The following is a 21,884-nucleotide window of genomic DNA, read 5'->3' on the forward strand; positions in this document are numbered from 1 at the left end:
TGTTAAATTCTCCATAACTACTTCTAACATGTTTGGATTTACTACCATTGCGATAGTTAGGATTAGAACTTCTTTCTGATTTGCTATAGCCTAAATGATCATCCATTTCAGATTCCATCATACTTTTAATAGTACCTCCAAGCAAATCTTTCAAAGCATCTTGAATATCTTCTGCTGTTTCGATATCATACTCTTCAATTAAACTTGCAATAATGTTTTTCTTCCCTTCGGTCAATGGACCAACTTTGTACACATTTTTCTTTGCCATAAAAATAGCCTCCTATAATAATTTGATTTTATCATAGAAAGCTATATAGTTTTAATATTTTACAGACTTTTTTTCACAGTCTCCTTTAAATATAGTCTTATAGCTATAATTTGCAACATATTCAAATTTATAATTATTAAAAACTACATATTTGAACTATCTTTATAATGTTTTATCATTTCATACCAATTTAATAACAGACATTCTATAATTTTAGGATCATACATTTTCCCCGAATTCTTTATTATTTCTAACTTACATTCTTCTTCCGTTAAAGCCTTCTTATAAGATCTGTAACTAAGCATGGCATCTATGGAATCACAGATTGCTATTATTCTCGAGCCAAGAGGAATAGCTTCATGTAATAGTCCATGCGGATATCCATTTCCATCCCAACGTTCATGATGATGCAATACAATTTTAGAAATTTCTTGCAAGCTTGATGACTTATTTAAGATATTTGCTCCTATTTCGGGATGTGTTTTCATAACTTCCCATTCTTCTAAAGATAACCGCTCCGGTTTCAATAGTATACTGTCCGGAATTCCAATTTTACCAATGTCATGCACATGTGCAGCCATATGTATTATTTCACTTTCTGTTTTATCTAAATTCATAAAACTGCAAAGTTGTTCTGTCATATCACTTACTCTGCATGAATGCTTGGCCGTATATTTGTCCTTTGCTTCAAGAGCTGCAACAATACTTTCAATTAAATCATGAAAAAATAATAATTGCAAATCTAAAGCTAGTTCCTTTTCTTTCATATTGTTACACCTTTGATATTTTAAATAAAATATAACTAAGGTTAAAGTTAGTTGATACTAACTTTAACCTTGTTAACTATATCACTCTAATATTATTTTGTCAATTTAAATCTATCTTATCTAAGATTCCAGACAAATAAGCAATAGAAATACCATAATTAGTCATTGGGATTTTTTGCTTTCTTGCTTCTTCAATACGGTTTAGCACATATTTTCTATTAAACATACATGCTCCACATTGAATTATCAAGTCATATTTAGATAAATCTGCAGGGAAATCAGTTCCGCTTACTATATCAACAGATAACCCTCTGCCAATTTTTTTGCGAAGCATAGCAGGAATTTTCTCCCTTCCAATATCTTCTTCTAAAGGAGCATGGGTACATGCCTCTGCAATAAGTACTCTTGAATCTTCTGTAAGACTTTCAATAGCAGCTGCACTTTCTGCATAATATTTAATATCTCCCTTATAACCTGCAAATAGTACAGAAAATGATGTAAGTCTACTTTCTTGTGGCTTATTTTCATACACTGTTTTAAAAACTTGAGAATCTGTAATTATTAATTTAGGTGGTTCTTTTAAAGAATCTAATGCCTGTTTTAATTTATCAGTAGTACAGCTTATAACAATGCACTTCTTATCCAATAAATCTCTTATAGTCTGAACTTGAGGTAAAATCAGTCTTCCCTTTGGAGCCTGTATATCCTGAGGCATAACTAGTAATACTGTATCCTCCGCACTTACCAAATCACCCGTAATACTCTTACATTCATAGTCTTCTGGAAGCTTACGAATAATTTTATCACGGATTTGTTCCACTCCTTCTTTTGTCTTAGCGTTGACTATAAGAGCTTCCTCATCACATTCTTTTTTAATAAAGTCATAAATATTCTGTACATCAGTCAATGAATCCATCGTATTTATAACTACAATTACCGGCGTTTTATTTTTCTTAAACAAAGAGATCCACTTTAGCTCTTCACTAAGTTCTTCATCAGCGCAAACAACAAGTGCAATATCTGTTTTTTTCGCAGCTTCTTTAGTTTTTTCTACTCTAAGTAATCCAAGGTCTCCTATATCATCAAATCCTGCCGTATCAATCAATACACATGGGCCGATTCCATGTATTTCCATAGACTTATATACAGGGTCCGTTGTTGTTCCTGCTACATCTGAAACAAGGGCAATATTATGTCCTGTCAATGCATTAATAAGAGTTGACTTCCCGCTGTTTCTCTTTCCGAAGATACCAATATGAAGCCTGCTTGCTCTTGGTGTTTTGTTTAAACTCATTCATAATCCTCCATTAAAAGCGGAAATCTCTCTTTCCCTTTGAAATCTCATCTAAATTCTTAATTGTAATATTTTTAACCTTTTCATATGGAACATGCTCTAGTTCATTATTTATCAGTATTTCACCTTTTTGTTTTGTATCCGGTAATGCATAATCTTCAAGATATTCTTTTAATGTCATTAAAGCATTTGGCTGACAGCAGTTTGCTATTTGACCTGTTTTAGCTAACTGCATAAAACGGTCTCCTACCCTGCCTTCACGATAACAGGCTGTACAAAAACTAGGTATAAAGCCTAAACCTACAAGCCAGTTTATAACTTCATCTAATGTACGAGTATCAGTGACATCAAACTGACTTGAATTATGTTCATCATCTTCCTTCTCAACATATCCTCCTACACTAGTTCTTGAACCTCCACTTATCTGAGAAACTCCAAGTTCTAATACCTTCTCACGAACTTTCACACTTTCACGTGTGGAGATAATCATTCCCGTATATGGAACAGCTATACGAAGTACAGCTACAATCTTTTCAAAGATTTCATCTGAAATAGCATTGCTGAATGAATTTGGATCAATATCATCAGCAGGACAAATACGAGGAACACTAATAGTATGAGGGCCTACTCCTTTAGCAGCTTCAAGATGTTCAGCATGCATTAAAATACCTACAAAATCATATCTGTATAAATTAAGACCAAACAATACACCAATACCTACATCATCTATCCCCCCATCCATGGCTCTGTCCATTGCCTCTGTATGATAAGCATAGTCACTCTTTGGTCCTGTTGGATGTAATTCTTCATAATTTTTTTTATTATATGTTTCCTGGAATAAAATATAAGTACCTATTTCTGCTTCCTTTAATTTATGATAATTCTCAACAGTGGTCGCTGCAATATTTACATTAACTCTGCGAATTGCTCCATTCTTATGTTTAATACTATAAATAGTTTTTATGCTGTCTAAGATATACTCTATAGGATTATTAACAGGGTCTTCTCCTGCCTCTAGAGCAAGACGCTTATGCCCCATATCTTGAAGTGCAATTACCTCATTTTTTATTTCTTCCTGACTTAATTTTTTACGAGTAATATGTTCATTACAGCTATGATATGGACAGTATACACACCCATTTACACAATAATTAGAAAGATATAAAGGCGCAAACATAACTATACGGTTTCCATAGATCTTCTGTTTAATTTCTTTAGCTAGTTTTTTTATTTCTTCATTTATATCCTCTAAATCACATTCTAATAATACTGCAGCATCACGATGTGTTAGCCCTTTACATTCTTTTGCATGTTCCAAAATAGAAGTAATCAGTTCTCTGTTGGATTTGTTTTTCTTAGCATAATCCAACGTTTCTAAAATTTCCTCATCATTAATAAATTCTTCTGCTTTACTTGATTTTACGTTATACATTTTGTGCTCCTTTTTGATTAAATTAAATTATAATTGGTTTAAAATCTCCTTTGTCTATTGACAATTCATATCCTATTTTTTTCATTCTTTCCTGCAGAAGATTTCTGCTTTCTGCTGCTTCTTCCTTAGTACAGATTTTATTGTTATAAAGAGAATATTTTTTTCTTACTGAAATAGGCGATAAATTAGGCATAACCACATTTGCTCCCGCTAAAATTCCTTCTTCTCTGCCATTTGGATGAATCGTTCCTAATGCAGTAGTTGTAGGAATCATGGAATTTGGAATCATCAGCCTTAATATGGAAATAAGTAATAGAGTAAGGTTCATTTCCCCTGAATTTTTATTACCAAAAGGCGTATCAACATGTGGAATAAAAGGCCCTATTCCAATCATTTCAGGTGACAATTCTTTAATGAAATACAAATCTTCAACAATATTTTCTGCAGTCTGGTAAGGTGATCCTACCATAAAACCTGTCCCCGTTTGATATCCTATTTTCTTTAAATTAAATAAACATTCTTTTCTGTTCTTTAAACTTAATATGTGTGGATGTAATTTCTTATAATGATCTTCACATGCTGTTTCATGTCTCAACAAATACCTATCTGCTCCTGCTTGAAAATAACGGAAATAAGATTCATAAGATTTTTCACCTAAGGATAATGTAATTGCACAATCACTATACAAATCTTTAATACTTTTAATAATATCTACAATAATATCGTCTGTAAAATAATTGTCCTCCCCACCCTGCATAACAAAAGTACGAAATCCCAAATCATATCCTGTTTTACAGCATGACATAATATCATCTTTATTAAGTCTGTATCTTTCTACCTTTTTATTACTGCATCGAATACCACAATAATAACAATCATTTTTGCAATAATTACTTATTTCAATAAGACCTCTTGTATATATTTTATTTCCAAACTGCTTAACAGTTATATTACGAGCTTTTTCAGCCAAATAATTACGAATTTCATCGTCATAATTTTCCAAAAGATATATAAAATCTTTCCTTGATAATATCTTCTCTTTTTCCAACTGATCTATTAGTTTTTTCATATATACCTGCCTTTTATTTTTTATCTGAATCAGGCATCTTTGAATATACAGTCTTTGTACTTACATTTGGAATCATTCCTAACTTACCTGAAATTGTGCTGATTATATCATTTGGAGCATCTACGATTACGCTGATAACAGATATTCCTTTTTTAGCATAAGGAACCCCCATTCTCCCTACAATATAATCTCCATATTCATGTAAGATTCCATTTATTGATTCTGCTGAATTTTGATTCTCTACTATAATTCCTATTAAAGCAATTCTTGTTTCCATTAATGTTCCTCCTTACCTTCATTGAATAAAAAAATCCTTATGCCGTAAAGGCACAAGGATAGATATTCACCTAACTAAAAATAATCATTAATTTTTGTAAGGTATTATTACTATACATTCGCCTTCTTACTTGGGACGTACCCTCATACTCAGTACGGTTACTTTGTATTTACATTTTACTATACCCATTATAAGAAAGCAATAATCAAATTTTTATTATACCTTAAAGATTTAATAAATTATCTCCTGCTATAAATTATAATTGTCTCAATGCATCAACAATTTCTGTTTTTTCAATTGCTCTTGCATCTTTTTCTTTAATTTTCTTTGCTGGAATTCCACCTACAACAGTATTTGGAGGTACATCTTCTATTACAACTGCACCGGCTGCCACAACAGAACCTTTTCCAACTCTGACACCTTCTAAAACAACTGCATTGGCACCAATAACCACATCGTCTTCTATAACTACAGGTTTTGCATTTGGTGGCTCAATCACACCAGCAAGAACAGTTCCTGCTCCTATGTGACAATTTTTGCCAACAGTAGCTCTGCCTCCTAATACCACACCCATATCAATCATTGTATTATCGCCGATTATAGATCCGATATTAATAATAGCTCCCATCATAATTACCGCTTGGTCACCAATTTCAACTTGTTCTCTTATAATTGCACCTGGCTCAATTCTAGCATTTATATTTTTCATATCAAGCATTGGAATTGCAGAATTTCTGCTGTCATTTTCAATTACAATATCTTCAATTTTATCTCTGTTTTCATCCAATATGGGCTTTATGATTTCCCAATCACCAAATACAATCTTATCTACATATCCAAAAACCTGACAACGCGGAAAATTAATAGGTTTCTTTTCTTTTAAATATACCTTTACCGGTGTTTTCTTTTTTGAATCTTTAATGTACTGAATTATTTCTTTTGCTTCCATACTCATCTCCTATACTAATTTTAATGCTTTCATTGTGTCTACTAATTTCTGTTTTGTGCTTTCTTCCATTTCACACAAAGGAAGACGATATCCTCCTACATTCATTCCTGCTTGATTCATTGCTTCTTTAACAGGAATAGGATTTGTCTCAATAAATAATGCATTAATAAAATCTAAATATTTTAACTGCATTTCTTTGGCCGTCTTCATATCTCCGTCCCAATATGACTGAGCAAGTTTCTGGGTCTCTTTTGGAATGACATTAGCAAGAACTGATATTACTCCTGCTCCTCCTAAAGACATCAACGGTATTATCATATCATCATTTCCGGAATAAATGGAGAAATTTTCGTTAATTAATCTAGAAATTTTTGAAACAAAAGAAATATCTCCGCTTGCTTCCTTAATTCCCACAATATTTGGATGTTTGCTTAATTCTTCCAATGCTTCAAAAGATATTGCACATCCAGTCCTTCCCGGAACATTATATATATATACAGGAACACTTACTGCATCCGCAACTTCTTTAAAATGATGTATCATACCGGATTTATTAGTTTTATTATAATAAGGAGTTATAACTAATAAACCGTCAGCTCCCATTTTTTCATATTTAAGACTCTGCTCTTTTGCAACTAAAGTATTATTTGAACCACTTCCTATGATAATGGGAATTTTGCCTTTTCCAGTTTCAATACAAACTCTTGCAATTTCATCCTTCTCCGTTACTGTAAGAGCAGGAGTTTCTGCCGTTGTACCTAAAGCAACAATCCCTGAAGTACCTTCTTTTATATGCCATTCAACTAATTCTCTTAATTTATCGTAATTTACGCTTCCATCTTCATAAAATGGAGTAATTAATGCAACCATTGAACCTGTAATCATCGTACTTTTCCTTTCTATATCCAACTGAAAGTTCCTTGACAAATTTTTTCTGCAGGACCTCTCATCATGACTTCTCCGTCTTCCTTTTGTGTAATATGTAATTTCCCATATGGTAATATTACATCCACTTCTCTCATGCATTTATTTTCTAATGCACCTATAACTAAACTTGCGCAAGCACCCGTTCCACATGCAAGGGTCATTCCTACACCTCGTTCATAAGTTTGTAGTTTTAATGTATTTCTATCAATTACTTCTACCATGTTTACGTTGGTTTTTTCTTTATAAACTGGATGACTTTCTATACTTTTGCCAAGTTTCTCTAACATTTCATAAGATTTTGAACCTTCTTTAAAGTCTATGGCTTTACCTCCAGCAAACTGGTTTAACTCTTCTAACCAGATAACAGTATGCACCGTTCCCATAAAACAACTGCTAACCGGTACAGCTTCTCCATCAACCATTATAGTTTGTTTTAAAAAGTCTTTCTCCGCAGAATCTACACCAAATGTTTCGGGAGTAAATATAGGTTTTCCCATATTTATTTCAACTAAAAAAGGATCTGTCTCTACAACTTTAACACCCATTGTGCCTGCTAAAGTCTCTATTTTATATTCTTTTCTTGTGCAAATTTCTTCATCATAACAATACTTTGCAAAGCAACGTATGCCGTTACCGCACATAGGCGCTCTGCTTCCGTCACAATTATAGAAAACCATCTCTAAAGGATCTTCGCCATCCTCTAAACCATCTTCAACGGGTCTACCTTTTACTATAATCAACCCATCAGCACCAATTCCTATTTTTCGATGGCATACTGCTTGAGCCAGCTCAGAATAAGATTTATTTGAAACCTCAGCTTCTCTTGTTATTATAAAATCATTTCCACATCCATGATATTTTGAAAAATTAATCATTTTAATACCTATAAATCAAATGCTTCGCAAAAAGCAATCATTGCCTTAGTTTTATCTGCTGTTTTTACTGTTACAGAAATTGAAATCTCTGATGTTGTTATCTGATAATACATAATTCCTTCTCTTGCAAGAATTGAGAATACTTCGCTGGCAACACCCGGTGATGTGGCCATTCCAACACCTACTAAAGAAATGATAGAAAGATCATTTTGTTTATCTATTTTTATTGATTTTAATAATTCATTTTCTTCTATAGCTTTATCTAGAGCCTTTGATTGGTCATCAGTACAGCTAAAAGATACAGTACACTTATTGTCACCATAAGTTTGTTTTGAAATCATATCTACATTAACATTTAAATCAGCTAGTAACTTAAATAAATCAGCTATCGCAATACCATCATTTTCCATATCTCTTAAAGAGTAAATTGAGCTGTCATCTGAAATAGTAATACCTGTTATAGGCATATCTTCAATATAAATATTATCGTTCATAACATATGTTCCCTTCTTTTTATCTGTTTCTAATGATTTTCCAATAAATAAATTAACACCGAATTTTTTAGCAAGCTCTACACTTCTAGTCTCTAATATTCCTGCACCCATAGAAGACAATTCCATCATTTCATCATAGGTTATTGAGTCAAGCTTTCTTGCTTTAGGATATAATTTAGGATCAGCAGTGTAAATAGCATCTACATCAGTATATATCTCGCAATCCCAGCCTAGCTGTGCGGCAATAGCTACTGCAGTAGTATCAGATCCTCCCCTGCCTAACGTAGTAATGTCTCCTGTTTCACTGATACCCTGGAAACCTGCAATAACAACAACCTTACCTTCTTCAATAAACTGCTGTACTCGTTTAGTATTAATCTTCTTAATTCTAGCCTTAGTATGTTGGTCGCTCGTAATAAACCCTGATTGAAAACCTGTCATGGAAACTGCTGGGACTCCTAAGTTTTGAAGTGCAATTGCAAGTAATGCAACTGTTTTTTGTTCCCCTGTTGATAATAAAGCATCCAATTCTCTTTTTGGTACATCTTCACCTACAGTTTTTGCAAGTGCTATTAACTCATTGGTTGTTTTACCCATGGCACTTGCAACAATTACGATCCCATCTCCATTTTTTCTGATTTTAGAAATATGTTTAGCAATTGCCTTTATTTTTTCAATAGAATCTACACTAGTTCCTCCGTATTTTTGTACTACGTTCATATATTTACCTCCTCATCAGTTTCATAACGTGTCATATCTTGATAATCTTCTCTTTTTATTACAATGCGAGCCTTTCCATCCTTTGCAAACACTACAGCAGGCCTTCGCAATTTATTATAATTATTTGCCATTGAATAACCGTAAGCACCAGTTGAATAAACTACAAGCAAATCATCCTCTTCTGCTTTAGGAAGCATTGCATTTTCTATTAAAATATCTCCTGATTCACAGCATTTTCCTGCCACAGAATAGCACGTTGTCTTATCTTCATCCATTTTGTTTGCTATATCACAATCATATTTTGCCTGATAGAGTGCAACTCTGATGTTATCACTCATTCCCCCATCTATAAAAATATATTCTTTATTTGGTGTTTTCTTATTAAAACCGATAGTATAAAGTGTATATCCAGCTTCTGCAACCATTGAACGTCCCGGTTCTATCATAATTTTGTCTAATTTTATTTCATGTTTTTTTATTTCCGTCTCACATTTTTTTATTAGTAAATTTGATATTTCCTTAATGGTAAGTGGATCATCATTATCAGTATAATGTACTCCAAATCCGCCTCCTAAATTTAAAAATCTAACAATAATATCATCTTCATCTTTCAATCTCTTTATAAGCTTAATCATTCTTTCAACAGTTACATGAAAAGCTTCCATATCAAAAATTTGTGAACCTATATGACTGTGAAATCCGTCAAATATTACATATTTACTAGCTGATATAACTTTAATCATGTTCACAATTTTTTCATAATCTTCAATCAAAACTCCAAATTTAGAGTCAGGATCTCCAGTTACAATATACTTATGCGTATGTGCATTTACGCCCGGATTTATGCGAATGATTACATGAATTTCTTTTTGATACTCTTCTGCTTTTTCTATTAATTTTGCACATTCCATTAAATTGTCTAAAACTATTGTTTTGCATCCATATTTAAATGCTATATCAAGTTCTTCTTCTGTTTTATTATTGCCGTGGAAATAAATCCTATCCATTGGAACTGATGACTCTTTTGCAAGATATAATTCCCCTCCGCTTACAACATCTAAGCTGGCACCATACTTATTTACAATTTGAAACATGGCTTTTGCAGCAAATGCTTTAGATGCATAAATAATTTCTGTATCAAATAAGTCAGACTTAAAATATGTTGTATAATTTTTTATTCTTTCCTCAATGGCATTTTCATCATATATATATAACGGCGTACCACAAGTTTCAGCTAACTTATCACAGGGCACTCCACCAATATACATCATATTTTTATTATTTTTCATTTCTTTACCTTTCCGTCTTATATTTTTTTATAGTATAACTTCTACTAACTTTTATAGTCTCTGTATCTCTTAATTATATGCAAAAAGCCGCATAAAAGCGGCTTTCTTAATAGATTCTAAAACCTATTAAAAAAAGCCAGTAAGCATACCTTACTGACTCATAATAGTTCATAGTTATCAATTAACTGTTTTCTATTAATATTGGTCATTAAAGATAGCACACCTACTTTAAAGTAGACAGTCTCATGATTATTTACCATGAACCCACTTACTTTACATGCCTGTAAAATAAGTTCGGCGAAGGATACCTCCAATGCATATCATCGCTTGCCAGCTACCTGCATCTTCATTTACTTCGCGCCTCTATCAATGTTAATGTTTATATTTTACTAAATATAATAAAAAAATGCAAGTGTTTTTTTAAAAAGTATGATAAAATTAATTAATATTACTTGGAGGATTATCAATTATCATGAAAGAATTATTAAAAAAATACAGAAGAGATTTACACAAGATACCCGAATTAGGCTTTGAAGAATATAAAACCAAAGCTTACATTTTAAACATTTTAAAGGAATATAACTGTGAAATAATTAATCCCTATGGTACCGCTGTATGTGCTTACTTTAAATGCAAAAACAAAAATAATGAAACCATAGCATTTAGAGGCGATATGGATGCACTACCCATAACAGAATCCACTGGTCTGGATTTTTCGTCATCACATTCAGGTCTTATGCATGCATGTGGACACGATGGACATATTGCTATGATTCTAGGTCTAGCATATGAAATTGAAAAAAATTTAAATAAGCTTCCGTGCAACGTTCTTCTAATATTTCAACCGGCAGAAGAAGGAGGCGGAGGAGCACAAAAATTATGTGATACAGGTATTTTATCAAAATATAATGTATCTAAAATTTACGGATATCATCTATGGCCCGGTGTTGAAAAATATGCTATAGCATCAAGGCCTCATGCTTTAATGGCAAAAACCACTGAGATGGACATTATTATTAAGGGTAAAAGTGCTCACTGTGCAAATGCTGATAAGGGTATCGATTCTCTTTATATCGGTTGTCAATTCTTATGTGATATATATAAAATGGTTGAAACAGAAGTGCCAAAAGATGAATTTAAATTATTAAAATTTGGTAAAGCAGAAAGTGGTACAATCAGAAATATTATATCTGCCTATACTCATTTTTATGGAACTATGCGATGTTTTAATATGGATATTTTTGATTTCATGTTAAAAAGGATTAAAGAAACAGCTAAAAATTATGAGGAAAAATATAAATGCAATATAATTGTTGAGTACAATGAAGGATATCCTCCAGTTATCAATGATCCGGAGGTCTTTAAAGATGCAGAAAATAAATTATCAAAAGAATTTATTTTCAAAAACATAGAAATTCCATATATGCAGGCTGAGGACTTCTCATTTTATTTGCAGGAAATTCCAGGAATGTTCATGTTCCTCGGAATAGGTGATACATATCCACTTCATAGTGATAAATTTAATTTTGATGAAGATGTATTAGAATTGGGAGTTAAAGCTTATAAAAAATTATTAGGTATTTAATTTTTTTATTTCTTTAAAATGAAAAAACCTTTAAAGTTATACTATACTTTAAAGGTTTTTTAGTCTTATCTTATTATTTTTCTAATACTTCTACTGCTTTCTTAAGCTGTACATCATCTTTATCATCAGCTAATGCTTCTACTACTATATCCGGTTCCACACCTTTCTCATGTATAACATTTCCCTTAGGTGAAAAATACTGCATAACTGTAAGTTTCAAAGCATCTCCGTTATCAAGTTGCTCTATGCTTTGTATTATGCCCTTGCCAAAGGTTGTGGTTCCTATGATCTTACCAGCTTTATAATCTTTTATAGCACTAGTAAGAATTTCAGATGTGCTTGCAGTTCCCCCATTTACCAATACTACAAAAGGTAAGCTAGTTGCACCTGTCTTTGATTTATAATCATATCGTTCTCCATTTCTATCCTTTGTATAAGTAACAACACCTTCAGGAAGCAGCAAATCTGCAATATCTACCCCAATATTCACTAGACCACCTCCATTATCACGAAGGTCAATAACCAAACCTTTAACTTCTTTCTTTTCAAAGTTTCTAAGTTCCTTTGAAAATTCATCAGCTGTATTTTCTTCAAATCCTGTAATTCTTATATAACCTATATTATCATCCAAAGTTTTAGCTTTTACAGTATGTGTAACAATATTTGCACGAGTAAGAGAACATTCTAAAGTTTCTTTACCTCTAAGAATGGTTACATCCACCTTTGTCCCCGCTTTTCCTCTTAGAACTGAAGCTGCTTTATCCAGAGAAAGACTGTCATAGGCTTTACCATCTATCTTTATTATCCTGTCTCCTGTCTCTATTCCTGCTTTATCAGCAGGGGAATCATCCATGGGAGCAACAACTGTAATGTAGCCTTCATCATCTGCCGCAATAGTTACACCTACTCCCCCATATTCGCCAGTAATAGCCACTTTCATTTGTTCATATTCATCTGCTGTCAAATATGAAGAATACGGATCTCCAAGTCCCCAAAATAGTCCTTTATACATACCCTCTTCCAATTTTTTTTCATCTGGGGGAATATAATAATTTTTATCAATATAAGACTGAAGTTCATCTAACTTCCCATATTTTGACTTCATAAGCTTATATTTTTCATAATCATCCTTTGTAATTGATACATAACCACCGGACATTGTTCCTATAAAATATACAACTCCTGCAGTAATCAATGCACCAATAAGTACCGCAATAATCATTAAAAACAGAAAATTACGTTTTTTCATCATTAACATATTTTATATCCTCACTTATTTTACGTATTAACATTTGAATCTGAGATTTTCCATTCCAGACATTTACGTCCGGATAACCAATAATTGTATAGCTAAAATCAGACTTTATTTCATTATATTCCTTTAAATAATTAAATAGCACACAAGTCAAAACTTTATTATTATCTTGAACATTAAATTTTACATGTTGCTTATCTTTTCCCATATATGTAACCTTGGACGCTTTAATATTTTTCATTTCAAATATAGGTTTTTCATTTTTATGACCAAAAGGTTCTAGTTCTTCAAGTTGGTTTATAAAATTAAAATTAATATCTTCATTTATGATCTCTGCATCAATATTTATTTTTTCCTCAAAAATATGGGGGTTTGATTGTAAAATTTCTTTAACATCTTCATTTAATGATTCCCTAAGTAAATTTATAGACTCTGCTTTTATTTTAAACCCACAAGCTCCTGAATGTCCACCAAATTTTTCAAATAATTCCTCATGTGTTTTTAACAATTTATATAAATCTACACCATCAATACTTCTTCCCGTTCCCTTTAAATATATCTCACCTTCCACATCATTTGCATTATCCAAAGTTACTATAATTGTAGGTTTTATGGTTTTATCTTTTACTTTACCAGCCACAATTCCCGCAATGCCTTCATGGGCTTCTTTAGCATCAATAATAAGGAAAAGATCTTCTTTATACTTTTCCTCTACTAACTGTAAACATTTTTTAAATGTTTCCTCTTGAATATTCTTTCTCTTTTTATTGTTTTCTATTAGACTATCTACGGATTTTTTAATTTGATTTTCATCATTAGATATTAATAGATCGACACCGATTTTAGCATCACACATTCTGCCTGCTGCATTTAAATGAGGAACTATAACATAAGCTATATGATCAGATTTTACCTTACCTATTGTAAGTCCTACACTTTTAATTAATTCATTTAGTCCCTTCCTATAGCCTTTGTTTATTGCCTCAAGACCATATTTAACCAATGTTCTGTTTTCATCAATAAGAGGTACAATATCACCTATTGTGGCAATTGCCACTAAATCCAATACTTCTGTAAGCAAAGATTTTGGCAGATTTGCTTTTCTTTGTATACCTTGTGCAACTTTAAAAGCCACCCCGCACCCTGCAAGATGTTTAAAGGGATATTGACAGAATTCTTGTTTTGGATTAATTAAAAGGCAATCTACTGGTTTATCATTCAAATTATGATGATCCGTTACTAAAATATCCATTCCTAATTGTTTTGCATATTCTACTTCATCAAAAGAAACACTTCCACAGTCAACTGTGATTATTAGATCTGTCCCCCGATTCTTGATTATATCTATAGCGTTTTTATTTAATCCATATCCTTCACTAAATCTTGATGGAATATAATATGTAATATTGTTAGTAAGATGAGATAACACCTGTAACATTAAACAAATGGAAGTTACTCCATCTGCATCATAATCACCATAAATACAAATCTTCTTATCAGATTTTATGGCAGACAAGATTAAATCCACTCCTGCTTCTAAATTAAGAAGCAAGAATGGATCATATGTCAGTTTAGGTTTTTTAGATATAAACTCAAGTATATCTGACTTGTTGGATATACCTCTCTTCTCTAAAATATTTAAAATAATAGGGTGAATTGTCTCCATTATATTATATAAAACTCTCCATTAAGATAAGCAAAATAAATTTTGTTATGTAATTACTTTTTATAACCAATTTCTAGGGTTTTGATATTGACCATTTACTCTAACTTCAAAGTGTAAATGAGGTCCTGTTGACATACCTGTACTTCCTGCATATGAGATAGTCTGACCTCTGGCAACTACAGTTCCTACTGATACCGCAAGCCTACTGTTATGTCCGTAAACTGTGGCAATTCCGCCTCCATGGTCAATAATTACCATATATCCATAACTATTATTATAACCTGCTTTTATTACCGTACCCGATTCAGCTGCAACAATACTAGTACCTGTAGGTGCAGCTATATCTATACCTAAGTGTTTTTCCGCCTTACCTGTAATAGGATTTATTCGATTAGTAAATTCAGAAGTAACTCTAGACTGACCAGGTACAGGCCATGCAAGTTTTCCGCTACCTGTATATTGAGTATTTCCCGAATTGCCTTGAAGTGCATTAATTTCTGCAGTAAGCCTGTCCGCTTCAGCTGCCATGGCATTCATCTGTTTTTGCAATTCTGCATTATCAGCTGCAACGTCTGCCTTTAATGAGGCTACTTTATTCCTGTCATCCTGAAGACTTAATTGTTTTTGAGCTTCTTCATCTTTGGATTTTTCAAGTTTAGCTTGTAATTGCTCTAATTCATTTTTTTGCACTTCTATTTGATTAAGCTGAGCCTCTATTGTTTTTAAGATATTTACATCATTTTCAAATATTTTTGTAATCATATCCATATTTGTAATAAAATCTGTAATGTCTTCTGACCCTAAAAGAATTTCTAAGAAACTAGAATCACCATTCATATACATAGCCCTTAATCTTTTATTCAGATTGTCATTCTGATCTTCCATTTCGGTCTCTACTTTTTCAAGCTCCTGTTTAACTTTAGAAATTTTCCCTTCCGTTTCATCAATATCTCCCTGCAAACCGGATACTTCAGCTTCAGCCTTTTTAATCTGCGATTCAATATCTTTAATTTGATTACTTAATTTTTTTTCTTCATTCTTACCTTTATTTAATTCAGACTGTTTTTGATTCATTTGGCTTTTTACTTTATTTAAATCATCATTTTTATCAGCATAAATAGCACCAAGCGATAATACAGAAGCAATTAACAGAAAAAGTAGCGTATAAGAAACTAATCTTTTTTTCAAAACATATCCCCCCTAAATATTTGTAATTATTAAGTATCCAAAAACCTTCTCATTGAAATAATACTGCCGCAAGCACCAATACTAACTCCAAGTGCAATAAAAATCCAAACAAGATTAAATATTAAAAAGTTTTTAGGGACCATGGCTGTTGACAACATTACAATGATTTCTTGACCGATCAACTCTACAATTTTATAATATATAACACTTATTATTGCTACTGACAGCAATGCCGAAACAAGCCCAATAAGCATACCCTCAACCAAAAATGGGCCTCTTATAAACCAATTCGTAGCACCAACATATTTCATAATACTGATTTCACGCTCTCTTGCTAAAACAGTAAGTTTTACTGTATTAGATACAACAACAACGGAAACTACTACCAAAAACAAAATTATTATCATGGCACCTAATTGAATAAATTTTGTAATCTTCATAATCTGCTCCACAGCACTGCCATAATAGTTGATTTTTTGTATACCGTCAAAAGATTTAGCCTTACTGACAACTTTATCAATATTTTCTAATTGAAAAACTTTTATTACTATGGAATTAGGAAGAGGATTATCATCTTTTACAGAATCAAGCAAATAAGCATTATCACCCCATTTTAGTTTCCACTTTTCCAGAGCATCGTCTCTGCTGAGATAACTGGCATTATCCACTTCCGGCATATCATTTAATTCCGTTATCATATATTCTGATTCTTCGTAGTCCGTGTCATCCAAAAGACAAATTTGAACTATATCAAACTGATTTTTAGCACTTTCAGTTACCATATTAATATTTACTAATAAAATAAAAAACAAACCTAAAATAAGCAACATAGCTGTTATAGAAAACATTGAAGCAACACTCATAGTCCTGTTTCTTAAAACCTGCTTAAAAGCTTGTTTTACGGCATATCCCATACTACCTAACATAAGCGTCAAAGACACCTCCTGACATATACATACCAGTATGAAGTTTCTTCTTCTCCTCCTGTTTTTCGTATGCACCACCTCTGTCATCTCTGATGACATGTCCTTTTTCAATGGCGATTACACGTTTTCCCATTCGATCTACTATGTCTTTAGCGTGGGTTACCATAACTATTGTGGTGCCTCGAAGATTAATCTGCTCTAAAAGTCTCATAATCTCCCATGCAGTATCAGGATCTAAATTTCCTGTAGGCTCGTCGGCGATTAATACCGTTGGATTATTTACAATGGCTCTTGCAATGGCAACTCTTTGCTGTTCTCCAGCTGAAAGCTCATTTGGATATTTATCAGCCTTAGAACTGATACCCACAAGGCTTAATACCTGGGGAACTTGTCTTCTTATTGATCTGCGACTCATATGTATAATTTCCATGGCAAAGGCCACATTTTCAAACACGGTTTTTTTAGGAAGAAGTCTAAAATCTTGAAATACAATCCCAGTACTTCTTCTTAATTTAGGAATAAATCTATTTGCGATATTTGTAATTTCCATATCATTTACAAGTATACTTCCCTTATCTGCTTCAATTTCTTTTAAAATAAGCTTTATAAAAGTGGACTTTCCCGCACCGCTTGGTCCTACCAAAAAACAAAAATCCCCTTTATTTATCTTAATATTTACATCTTTTATTCCTATGTTCTCTCCATATGATTTCGTTACATTGTTAAATTCAATCATAACCTATCTAAGACCTTTCTCAATTGTCCCATATGGCAATTGCCCTAATCGAACTACAAAAGTTCGCAATATCTTGTATATATTTACAAAATATTATACTATAGTTCATTTAATTATAAAACACCTTAACATATTACAAATTTATTACAATTCTGTGTTTAGTCTGTGAAATATCTCTCTCATTGAAGATTCCAACTGATTTTTTACTTCCGCTATACTATATGGGTTTTTACAGTTATACTCAGCTTTATAAATATATTCTGAATTTATATATGGTATATAAATTGGTTTTTTTATTTTTAAGAACCCCAGCATTTCTCTTTTAATAACCCCATTATTATTCTTGTTTATCAAATAAGTAACAAATCTTTCTTCTGACTTCAACGCCTTGATTTTTTTAAAAAAATCATAGCTTACAAGCATTTTAGAAGGTAAAGGATCTATTACAACTAAAATATGATCCATATCTCTTAGCAATCTTATTATATCTTCTTTATCCTTATAATTTGAAGCTACTGAAAAATTGCACAATATAATATTTCCCGCTGTATTATTTATAAGCATAAGTTTTTCATATAGATCCAAGGAAACACTTCTTTCTTCTGGACTTCTAACTGCCCAATTGATACCTTCATCCATATTTATTTTTCCTTTAATAGGTTCCCCTTTAGACAAAGTATTGAAAAATGGGTAAAATTTTCTTCCGGCAAAACGTTTATCCATTCCTATGGAATCATAAATACTGCTGTTATTTATTTCCACAACAACAGGATTATATTTTTTTGTATTTGCCAGTGCCCTGGCCATACATACTGTTATAAAACTTGCCCCTGCAGAAGTTGAACTTCCCACAATTCCAACCTTAAGCTTTTCTCTATAGATATATTCTTCTATTGGTTCCTGTTCCCTAGATAAATTTCTGTTTATATTATCCATAATTTAACATGCTCCTGACTTTTTGTATTATTTTACCAATTTTTATTTTTTTTGTCAATTATGGCGTAAAAAAATAACACTCTGATTAAAATGCTGTTATACATTTTAATTAGAGTGTTTCTTTTTAAAAATTATTCTGCATACTGAACTTTAAGTTCTATTTGATCAGGCAGCTCGGTAAGATTCGTTTCTACTACCTGAAGAGGATAAGTAAGTACTTGTGTCAATGCTGTACCCGGTTCCGGATCTTTGAATTCCGTATAAACTTGTAAGTTTTTAATGCCATCCTTTTCTGTCAGTACCATTTTTTCAATAGTTATTTTATAGCCAGATGTAGGTTTTTCACCGCGAGTTGCAATGACATAAACCTTATCGTCTACCATGCAAGCAAGTGCTCTTTCTAGTTGTCTGTACTCAGGTATAACTTGACTAATTATCTGTTGTGGTATTTCCTTTTCATTCAATACTTTAAATTCCACTTTCTCATCACCTTTAAAAATATGTAACCCTGCCATAACCATGGCAATAACAGCAGCTATAATAATTAATATTATGATTACTTTTTTACTTGGCATATGCAGCTTCTTAGTAAATTTCATTTTACTCACAATAAAACTCCCTCCCCGACATCAATTATTTATAAAATCTATTCGAGAAAGGAGATTATTATTCCATTTTTTGATTATTAAACAAGACTTTTTACTGCTAGTACTAAATCTTTTGCAGTTAGTCCATATTCTTCAACTAGTTCTAATGGTTTACCAGACTGACCAAATTTATCTTTAATTCCAACTATCTTCATTTTTATTGGACAATTTTCAGTTACAACTTCAGCAACAGCCCCACCAAGACCACCAATTATATTATGTTCTTCCGCTGTAACAATACCTTTTGTTTCTTTAGCAGCCTTAATGATTATATCTTTATCAATTGGCTTTATTGTATGCATATCTATAACCCTTATGCTAATACCCTCTGATTTAAGCAATTCTGCTGCCTGGATCGCTTCATTTACCATAAAACCTGTTGCAATTATTGTATAGTCAGATCCATCTCTTAAAACGTTGCCTTTTCCTATTTCAACATCAGCATTTTCTTCATAAAAAATAGGTGTAGCCAGTCTTCCAAGTCTGACATATACAGGCCCATTATATTCTATTGCCGCTTCAACTAATCTCTTTGCAGAATTACCATCTGCGGGATTTAAAACAACCATACCCGGAATACTTCTCATAAGAGCTAAATCTTCTATTACTTGATGACTTGCACCATCTTCTCCTACTGTGATACCCGCATGAGTTGCACAGATTTTTACATTGGCTTTTGTATATCCTATAGAATTTCTGATTATTTCAAAAGCTCTTCCTGCTGCAAACATTGCAAAAGTACTTGCACATACAATTTTACCGGAAACAGCAAGGCCTGCAGCAGTTCCATATAAATTTTGTTCTGCAATCCCCATATTAAAAAATCTATCTGGATATTCTTTTGAAAATCCTGCTGTCATAGTAGATTTGGAAAGATCAGCATCTAAAACTATTAAATTATCATATTTTTTACCCAGTTCTACCAAAGCTTCTCCATATGCTTGTCTCGTTGCTATTTTATTTGCCATTACCATTCACCTCCCAGTTCTGCCACTGCTTGTTTAGCTTCTTCTTCTGAAGGCGCTTTTCCATGCCATCCTGCATTGTTTTCCATAAAAGAAACACCCTTTCCTTTTATGGTTTTTGCAATTATTACCGTAGGTTTTCCCTTACATTTTTTGGCTCCTTCAAAGGCCTTTATTATCTCTTCAAAAGAATGACCATCTATTTTAATAACATTCCATCCAAAGCTTTCAAATTTCTTATCAACTGGTGTAACTGTCATTACGTCTTCATTTTTACCATCTATTTGAAGACCATTCCAATCAAGAATCGCTGTGAGATTATCCAGTTTATAATGTGAAGATGCCATAAACGCTTCCCAAACAAGACCTTCCTGAAGCTCTCCATCTCCAATTAACGTATAGATTCTGCCCGGATTGTTATCAATTTTATTAGCTAATGCCATACCTACACTTGCGGAAATACCTTGTCCTAAAGAACCTGTTGACATTTCTATTCCCGGAACTTTTTTCATATCAGGGTGACCTTGTAGCATGGATCCAAGTTTTCTTAATTTCCAAAGCTCATCCTTAGGAAAGTATCCTTTCTCTGCTAAAGCTGCATACTGCACGGGTGCAGCATGACCTTTAGAAAGAACAAACTTATCTCTATCAGCTTTTTTAGGATTTGCTGAATCGATATTCATTTCATAAAAATAAAGTACTGTTACAATATCTGCTGCTGACAATGATCCTCCTGGATGACCGGAACCAGCAAAATGTACTTGCTTTACAATATCAATCCTGATATCATTGGCAACTTTAATTAGTTTACCATAATCACTCATCTACTTTTTACCTCCTGTAAATTTACTTAGAATTACCTTTATCATGAAAAGTGGCAATGCCATCATTCTCTTATATCTGCTTGGTTCTTGTATCAATCGATATAACCATTCCAATCCGTTTTTTTGATAAAATTCGGGTGCTCGTTTTAAAGTACCTGCCCATACATCAAGACTTCCACCTACTCCAATTGCAGCTTTTACATTTAATCTATCTTTATACTTATTAACAAATTTTTCTTGTTTCGGTGATCCTAATGCCACACATAAAAAATCAGCTCCGGAGTTGTTAATTTTTTCTACAACATCTGATTCTTCAGATTCTTTAAAATACCCATGATGAGTTCCAGCAATTTTTAAATCAGGATATTTTTTTAGAATTTCCAATGCTGCCATTTCGGCAACCGAAGCTCTTGCCTCTTGACCTTCTTCTTTTGCCTCAATAGCCGGCTTACTTCCTAAAAAATAAATGGATTGACCCGTTTTTTCCAAATACGCTATAATTTGTTCCAGAAAATCAATTCCTGTTACTCTTTCTTTTAATGGGATACCCATAATTTTTGAAGCATATACAATACCTATTCCGTCAGGAATAATAAGCTGTGCACTTTCAATTAACTCTTTAAGCTCCTTATCTTTTGCTGCATTTACTATTATTTCCGAATTAGGTGTTACAATAAGACTCGATTCACTACATTCTTGTTCCTCCATTAGCTCTTTAAAAATTTCCATAGCTTCATCTGCATTTACCATGTCAACAGGAACGGATAATATCTTTACTCTTTTACTTTTATTCAT

Annotated in this window: 22 protein-coding genes and 1 riboswitch; of the genes, 1 reads left to right on the top strand and 21 read right to left on the bottom strand. The window is 32.5% G+C overall.

Translation table 11 applies throughout. The annotated features are described in order from the left end of the window. The 11 genes from K292_RS0104135 to lysA form a co-directional block, all read right to left on the bottom strand. Nucleotides 1–268: transposase (locus tag K292_RS0104135; protein ID WP_037372473.1), on the bottom strand; the 268-nt coding region annotated here is incomplete at its 3' end. A gap of 143 nt (nt 269–411) precedes the next feature. Then, nucleotides 412–1,035 (bottom strand): HD-GYP domain-containing protein, encoded by a 624-nt coding sequence (locus tag K292_RS0104140; RefSeq protein WP_037372477.1) that lies wholly within the window; start codon nt 1,033–1,035, stop codon nt 412–414. A gap of 100 nt (nt 1,036–1,135) precedes the next feature. Then, nucleotides 1,136–2,329, bottom strand: a complete 1,194-nt coding sequence (hydF, locus tag K292_RS0104145; protein ID WP_027398771.1) for a [FeFe] hydrogenase H-cluster maturation GTPase HydF — start codon at nt 2,327–2,329, stop codon at nt 1,136–1,138. A 13-nt stretch (nt 2,330–2,342) separates the two neighbouring features. Next, on the bottom strand, nt 2,343–3,761 hold the full coding sequence (gene hydG / locus K292_RS0104150; RefSeq protein WP_027398772.1) for a [FeFe] hydrogenase H-cluster radical SAM maturase HydG: 1,419 nt from the start codon (nt 3,759–3,761) through the stop codon (nt 2,343–2,345). A gap of 22 nt (nt 3,762–3,783) precedes the next feature. Further along, entirely contained in the window at nt 3,784–4,830 is a 1,047-nt protein-coding gene (gene hydE, locus K292_RS0104155; RefSeq protein WP_027398773.1) for a [FeFe] hydrogenase H-cluster radical SAM maturase HydE, read from the bottom strand. Between the two features lie 13 nt (nt 4,831–4,843). Beyond that, nucleotides 4,844–5,107 carry a TM1266 family iron-only hydrogenase system putative regulator gene (locus K292_RS0104160; protein WP_027398774.1) on the bottom strand — a complete coding sequence of 88 codons (264 nt, stop codon included), beginning with the start codon at nt 5,105–5,107 and terminating at the stop codon, nt 4,844–4,846. A gap of 256 nt (nt 5,108–5,363) precedes the next feature. Then, on the bottom strand, nt 5,364–6,056 hold the full coding sequence (gene dapD, locus K292_RS0104165; RefSeq protein ID WP_027398775.1) for a 2,3,4,5-tetrahydropyridine-2,6-dicarboxylate N-acetyltransferase: 693 nt from the start codon (nt 6,054–6,056) through the stop codon (nt 5,364–5,366). A gap of 9 nt (nt 6,057–6,065) precedes the next feature. Continuing rightward, on the bottom strand, nt 6,066–6,965 hold the full coding sequence (gene dapA / locus K292_RS0104170) for a 4-hydroxy-tetrahydrodipicolinate synthase (protein WP_330364915.1): 900 nt from the start codon (nt 6,963–6,965) through the stop codon (nt 6,066–6,068). Then, nucleotides 6,956–7,858 carry a diaminopimelate epimerase gene (gene dapF, locus K292_RS0104175; RefSeq protein WP_027398777.1) on the bottom strand — a complete coding sequence of 301 codons (903 nt, stop codon included), beginning with the start codon at nt 7,856–7,858 and terminating at the stop codon, nt 6,956–6,958. The genes dapA and dapF overlap by 10 nt, the downstream gene beginning before the upstream one ends. Before the next feature lie 8 nt (nt 7,859–7,866). Beyond that, complete coding sequence (locus K292_RS0104180) at nt 7,867–9,072, bottom strand: aspartate kinase (protein ID WP_027398778.1); 1,206 nt, start codon at nt 9,070–9,072, stop codon at nt 7,867–7,869. Continuing rightward, nucleotides 9,069–10,361: a diaminopimelate decarboxylase gene (gene lysA, locus K292_RS0104185; RefSeq protein WP_027398779.1), complete on the bottom strand. Its 1,293-nt coding sequence runs from the start codon at nt 10,359–10,361 to the stop codon at nt 9,069–9,071. The genes K292_RS0104180 and lysA overlap by 4 nt, the downstream gene beginning before the upstream one ends. Nucleotides 10,362–10,568: 207 nt before the next feature. Then, a riboswitch (Lysine riboswitch) is annotated at nt 10,569–10,735 on the bottom strand. 98 nt (nt 10,736–10,833) lie between these two features. Here lysA and K292_RS0104190 point away from each other — a divergent pair. Then, on the top strand, nt 10,834–11,946 hold the full coding sequence (locus K292_RS0104190; protein WP_027398780.1) for a M20 metallopeptidase family protein: 1,113 nt from the start codon (nt 10,834–10,836) through the stop codon (nt 11,944–11,946). A gap of 73 nt (nt 11,947–12,019) precedes the next feature. Here K292_RS0104190 and K292_RS0104195 read toward each other — a convergent pair whose 3' ends face one another. The 10 genes from K292_RS0104195 to K292_RS0104240 all read right to left on the bottom strand — a co-directional run bounded on the left by K292_RS0104195 (nt 12,020) and on the right by K292_RS0104240 (nt 21,884). Continuing rightward, nucleotides 12,020–13,204: a S41 family peptidase gene (locus K292_RS0104195; RefSeq protein ID WP_037372480.1), complete on the bottom strand. Its 1,185-nt coding sequence runs from the start codon at nt 13,202–13,204 to the stop codon at nt 12,020–12,022. After that, nucleotides 13,182–14,867 (bottom strand): single-stranded-DNA-specific exonuclease RecJ, encoded by a 1,686-nt coding sequence (gene recJ / locus K292_RS0104200; RefSeq protein ID WP_027398782.1) that lies wholly within the window; start codon nt 14,865–14,867, stop codon nt 13,182–13,184. The genes K292_RS0104195 and recJ overlap by 23 nt, the downstream gene beginning before the upstream one ends. A gap of 60 nt (nt 14,868–14,927) precedes the next feature. Continuing rightward, on the bottom strand, nt 14,928–16,055 hold the full coding sequence (locus K292_RS0104205) for a murein hydrolase activator EnvC family protein (protein ID WP_027398783.1): 1,128 nt from the start codon (nt 16,053–16,055) through the stop codon (nt 14,928–14,930). 29 nt (nt 16,056–16,084) lie between these two features. Next, nucleotides 16,085–16,981: a permease-like cell division protein FtsX gene (ftsX, locus tag K292_RS0104210; protein ID WP_027398784.1), complete on the bottom strand. Its 897-nt coding sequence runs from the start codon at nt 16,979–16,981 to the stop codon at nt 16,085–16,087. Further along, nucleotides 16,971–17,717: a cell division ATP-binding protein FtsE gene (gene ftsE, locus K292_RS15940; protein WP_084145894.1), complete on the bottom strand. Its 747-nt coding sequence runs from the start codon at nt 17,715–17,717 to the stop codon at nt 16,971–16,973. The genes ftsX and ftsE overlap by 11 nt, the downstream gene beginning before the upstream one ends. 144 nt (nt 17,718–17,861) lie before the next feature. Next, on the bottom strand, nt 17,862–18,653 hold the full coding sequence (locus tag K292_RS0104220; protein WP_027398785.1) for an ATP-binding protein: 792 nt from the start codon (nt 18,651–18,653) through the stop codon (nt 17,862–17,864). A 131-nt stretch (nt 18,654–18,784) separates the two neighbouring features. Further along, the gene (locus tag K292_RS0104225) at nt 18,785–19,252 is read right to left on the bottom strand and encodes a protease complex subunit PrcB family protein (RefSeq protein WP_245570822.1); all 468 of its coding nucleotides are present in this window, start codon (nt 19,250–19,252) and stop codon (nt 18,785–18,787) included. Nucleotides 19,253–19,338: 86 nt separating this feature from the next. Continuing rightward, entirely contained in the window at nt 19,339–20,268 is a 930-nt protein-coding gene (locus K292_RS0104230; protein WP_027398787.1) for a transketolase family protein, read from the bottom strand. Next, the gene (locus K292_RS0104235; protein ID WP_027398788.1) at nt 20,268–21,089 is read right to left on the bottom strand and encodes a transketolase; all 822 of its coding nucleotides are present in this window, start codon (nt 21,087–21,089) and stop codon (nt 20,268–20,270) included. Before K292_RS0104235 ends, K292_RS0104230 begins: the two co-directional genes overlap by 1 nt. Next, nucleotides 21,090–21,884, bottom strand: a complete 795-nt coding sequence (locus tag K292_RS0104240) for a WecB/TagA/CpsF family glycosyltransferase (protein WP_027398789.1) — start codon at nt 21,882–21,884, stop codon at nt 21,090–21,092. It lies immediately after the preceding gene.

It is taken from the genome of Anaerovorax odorimutans DSM 5092, from assembly GCF_000426305.1.
Lineage (GTDB): Bacteria > Bacillota > Clostridia > Peptostreptococcales > Anaerovoracaceae > Anaerovorax > Anaerovorax odorimutans.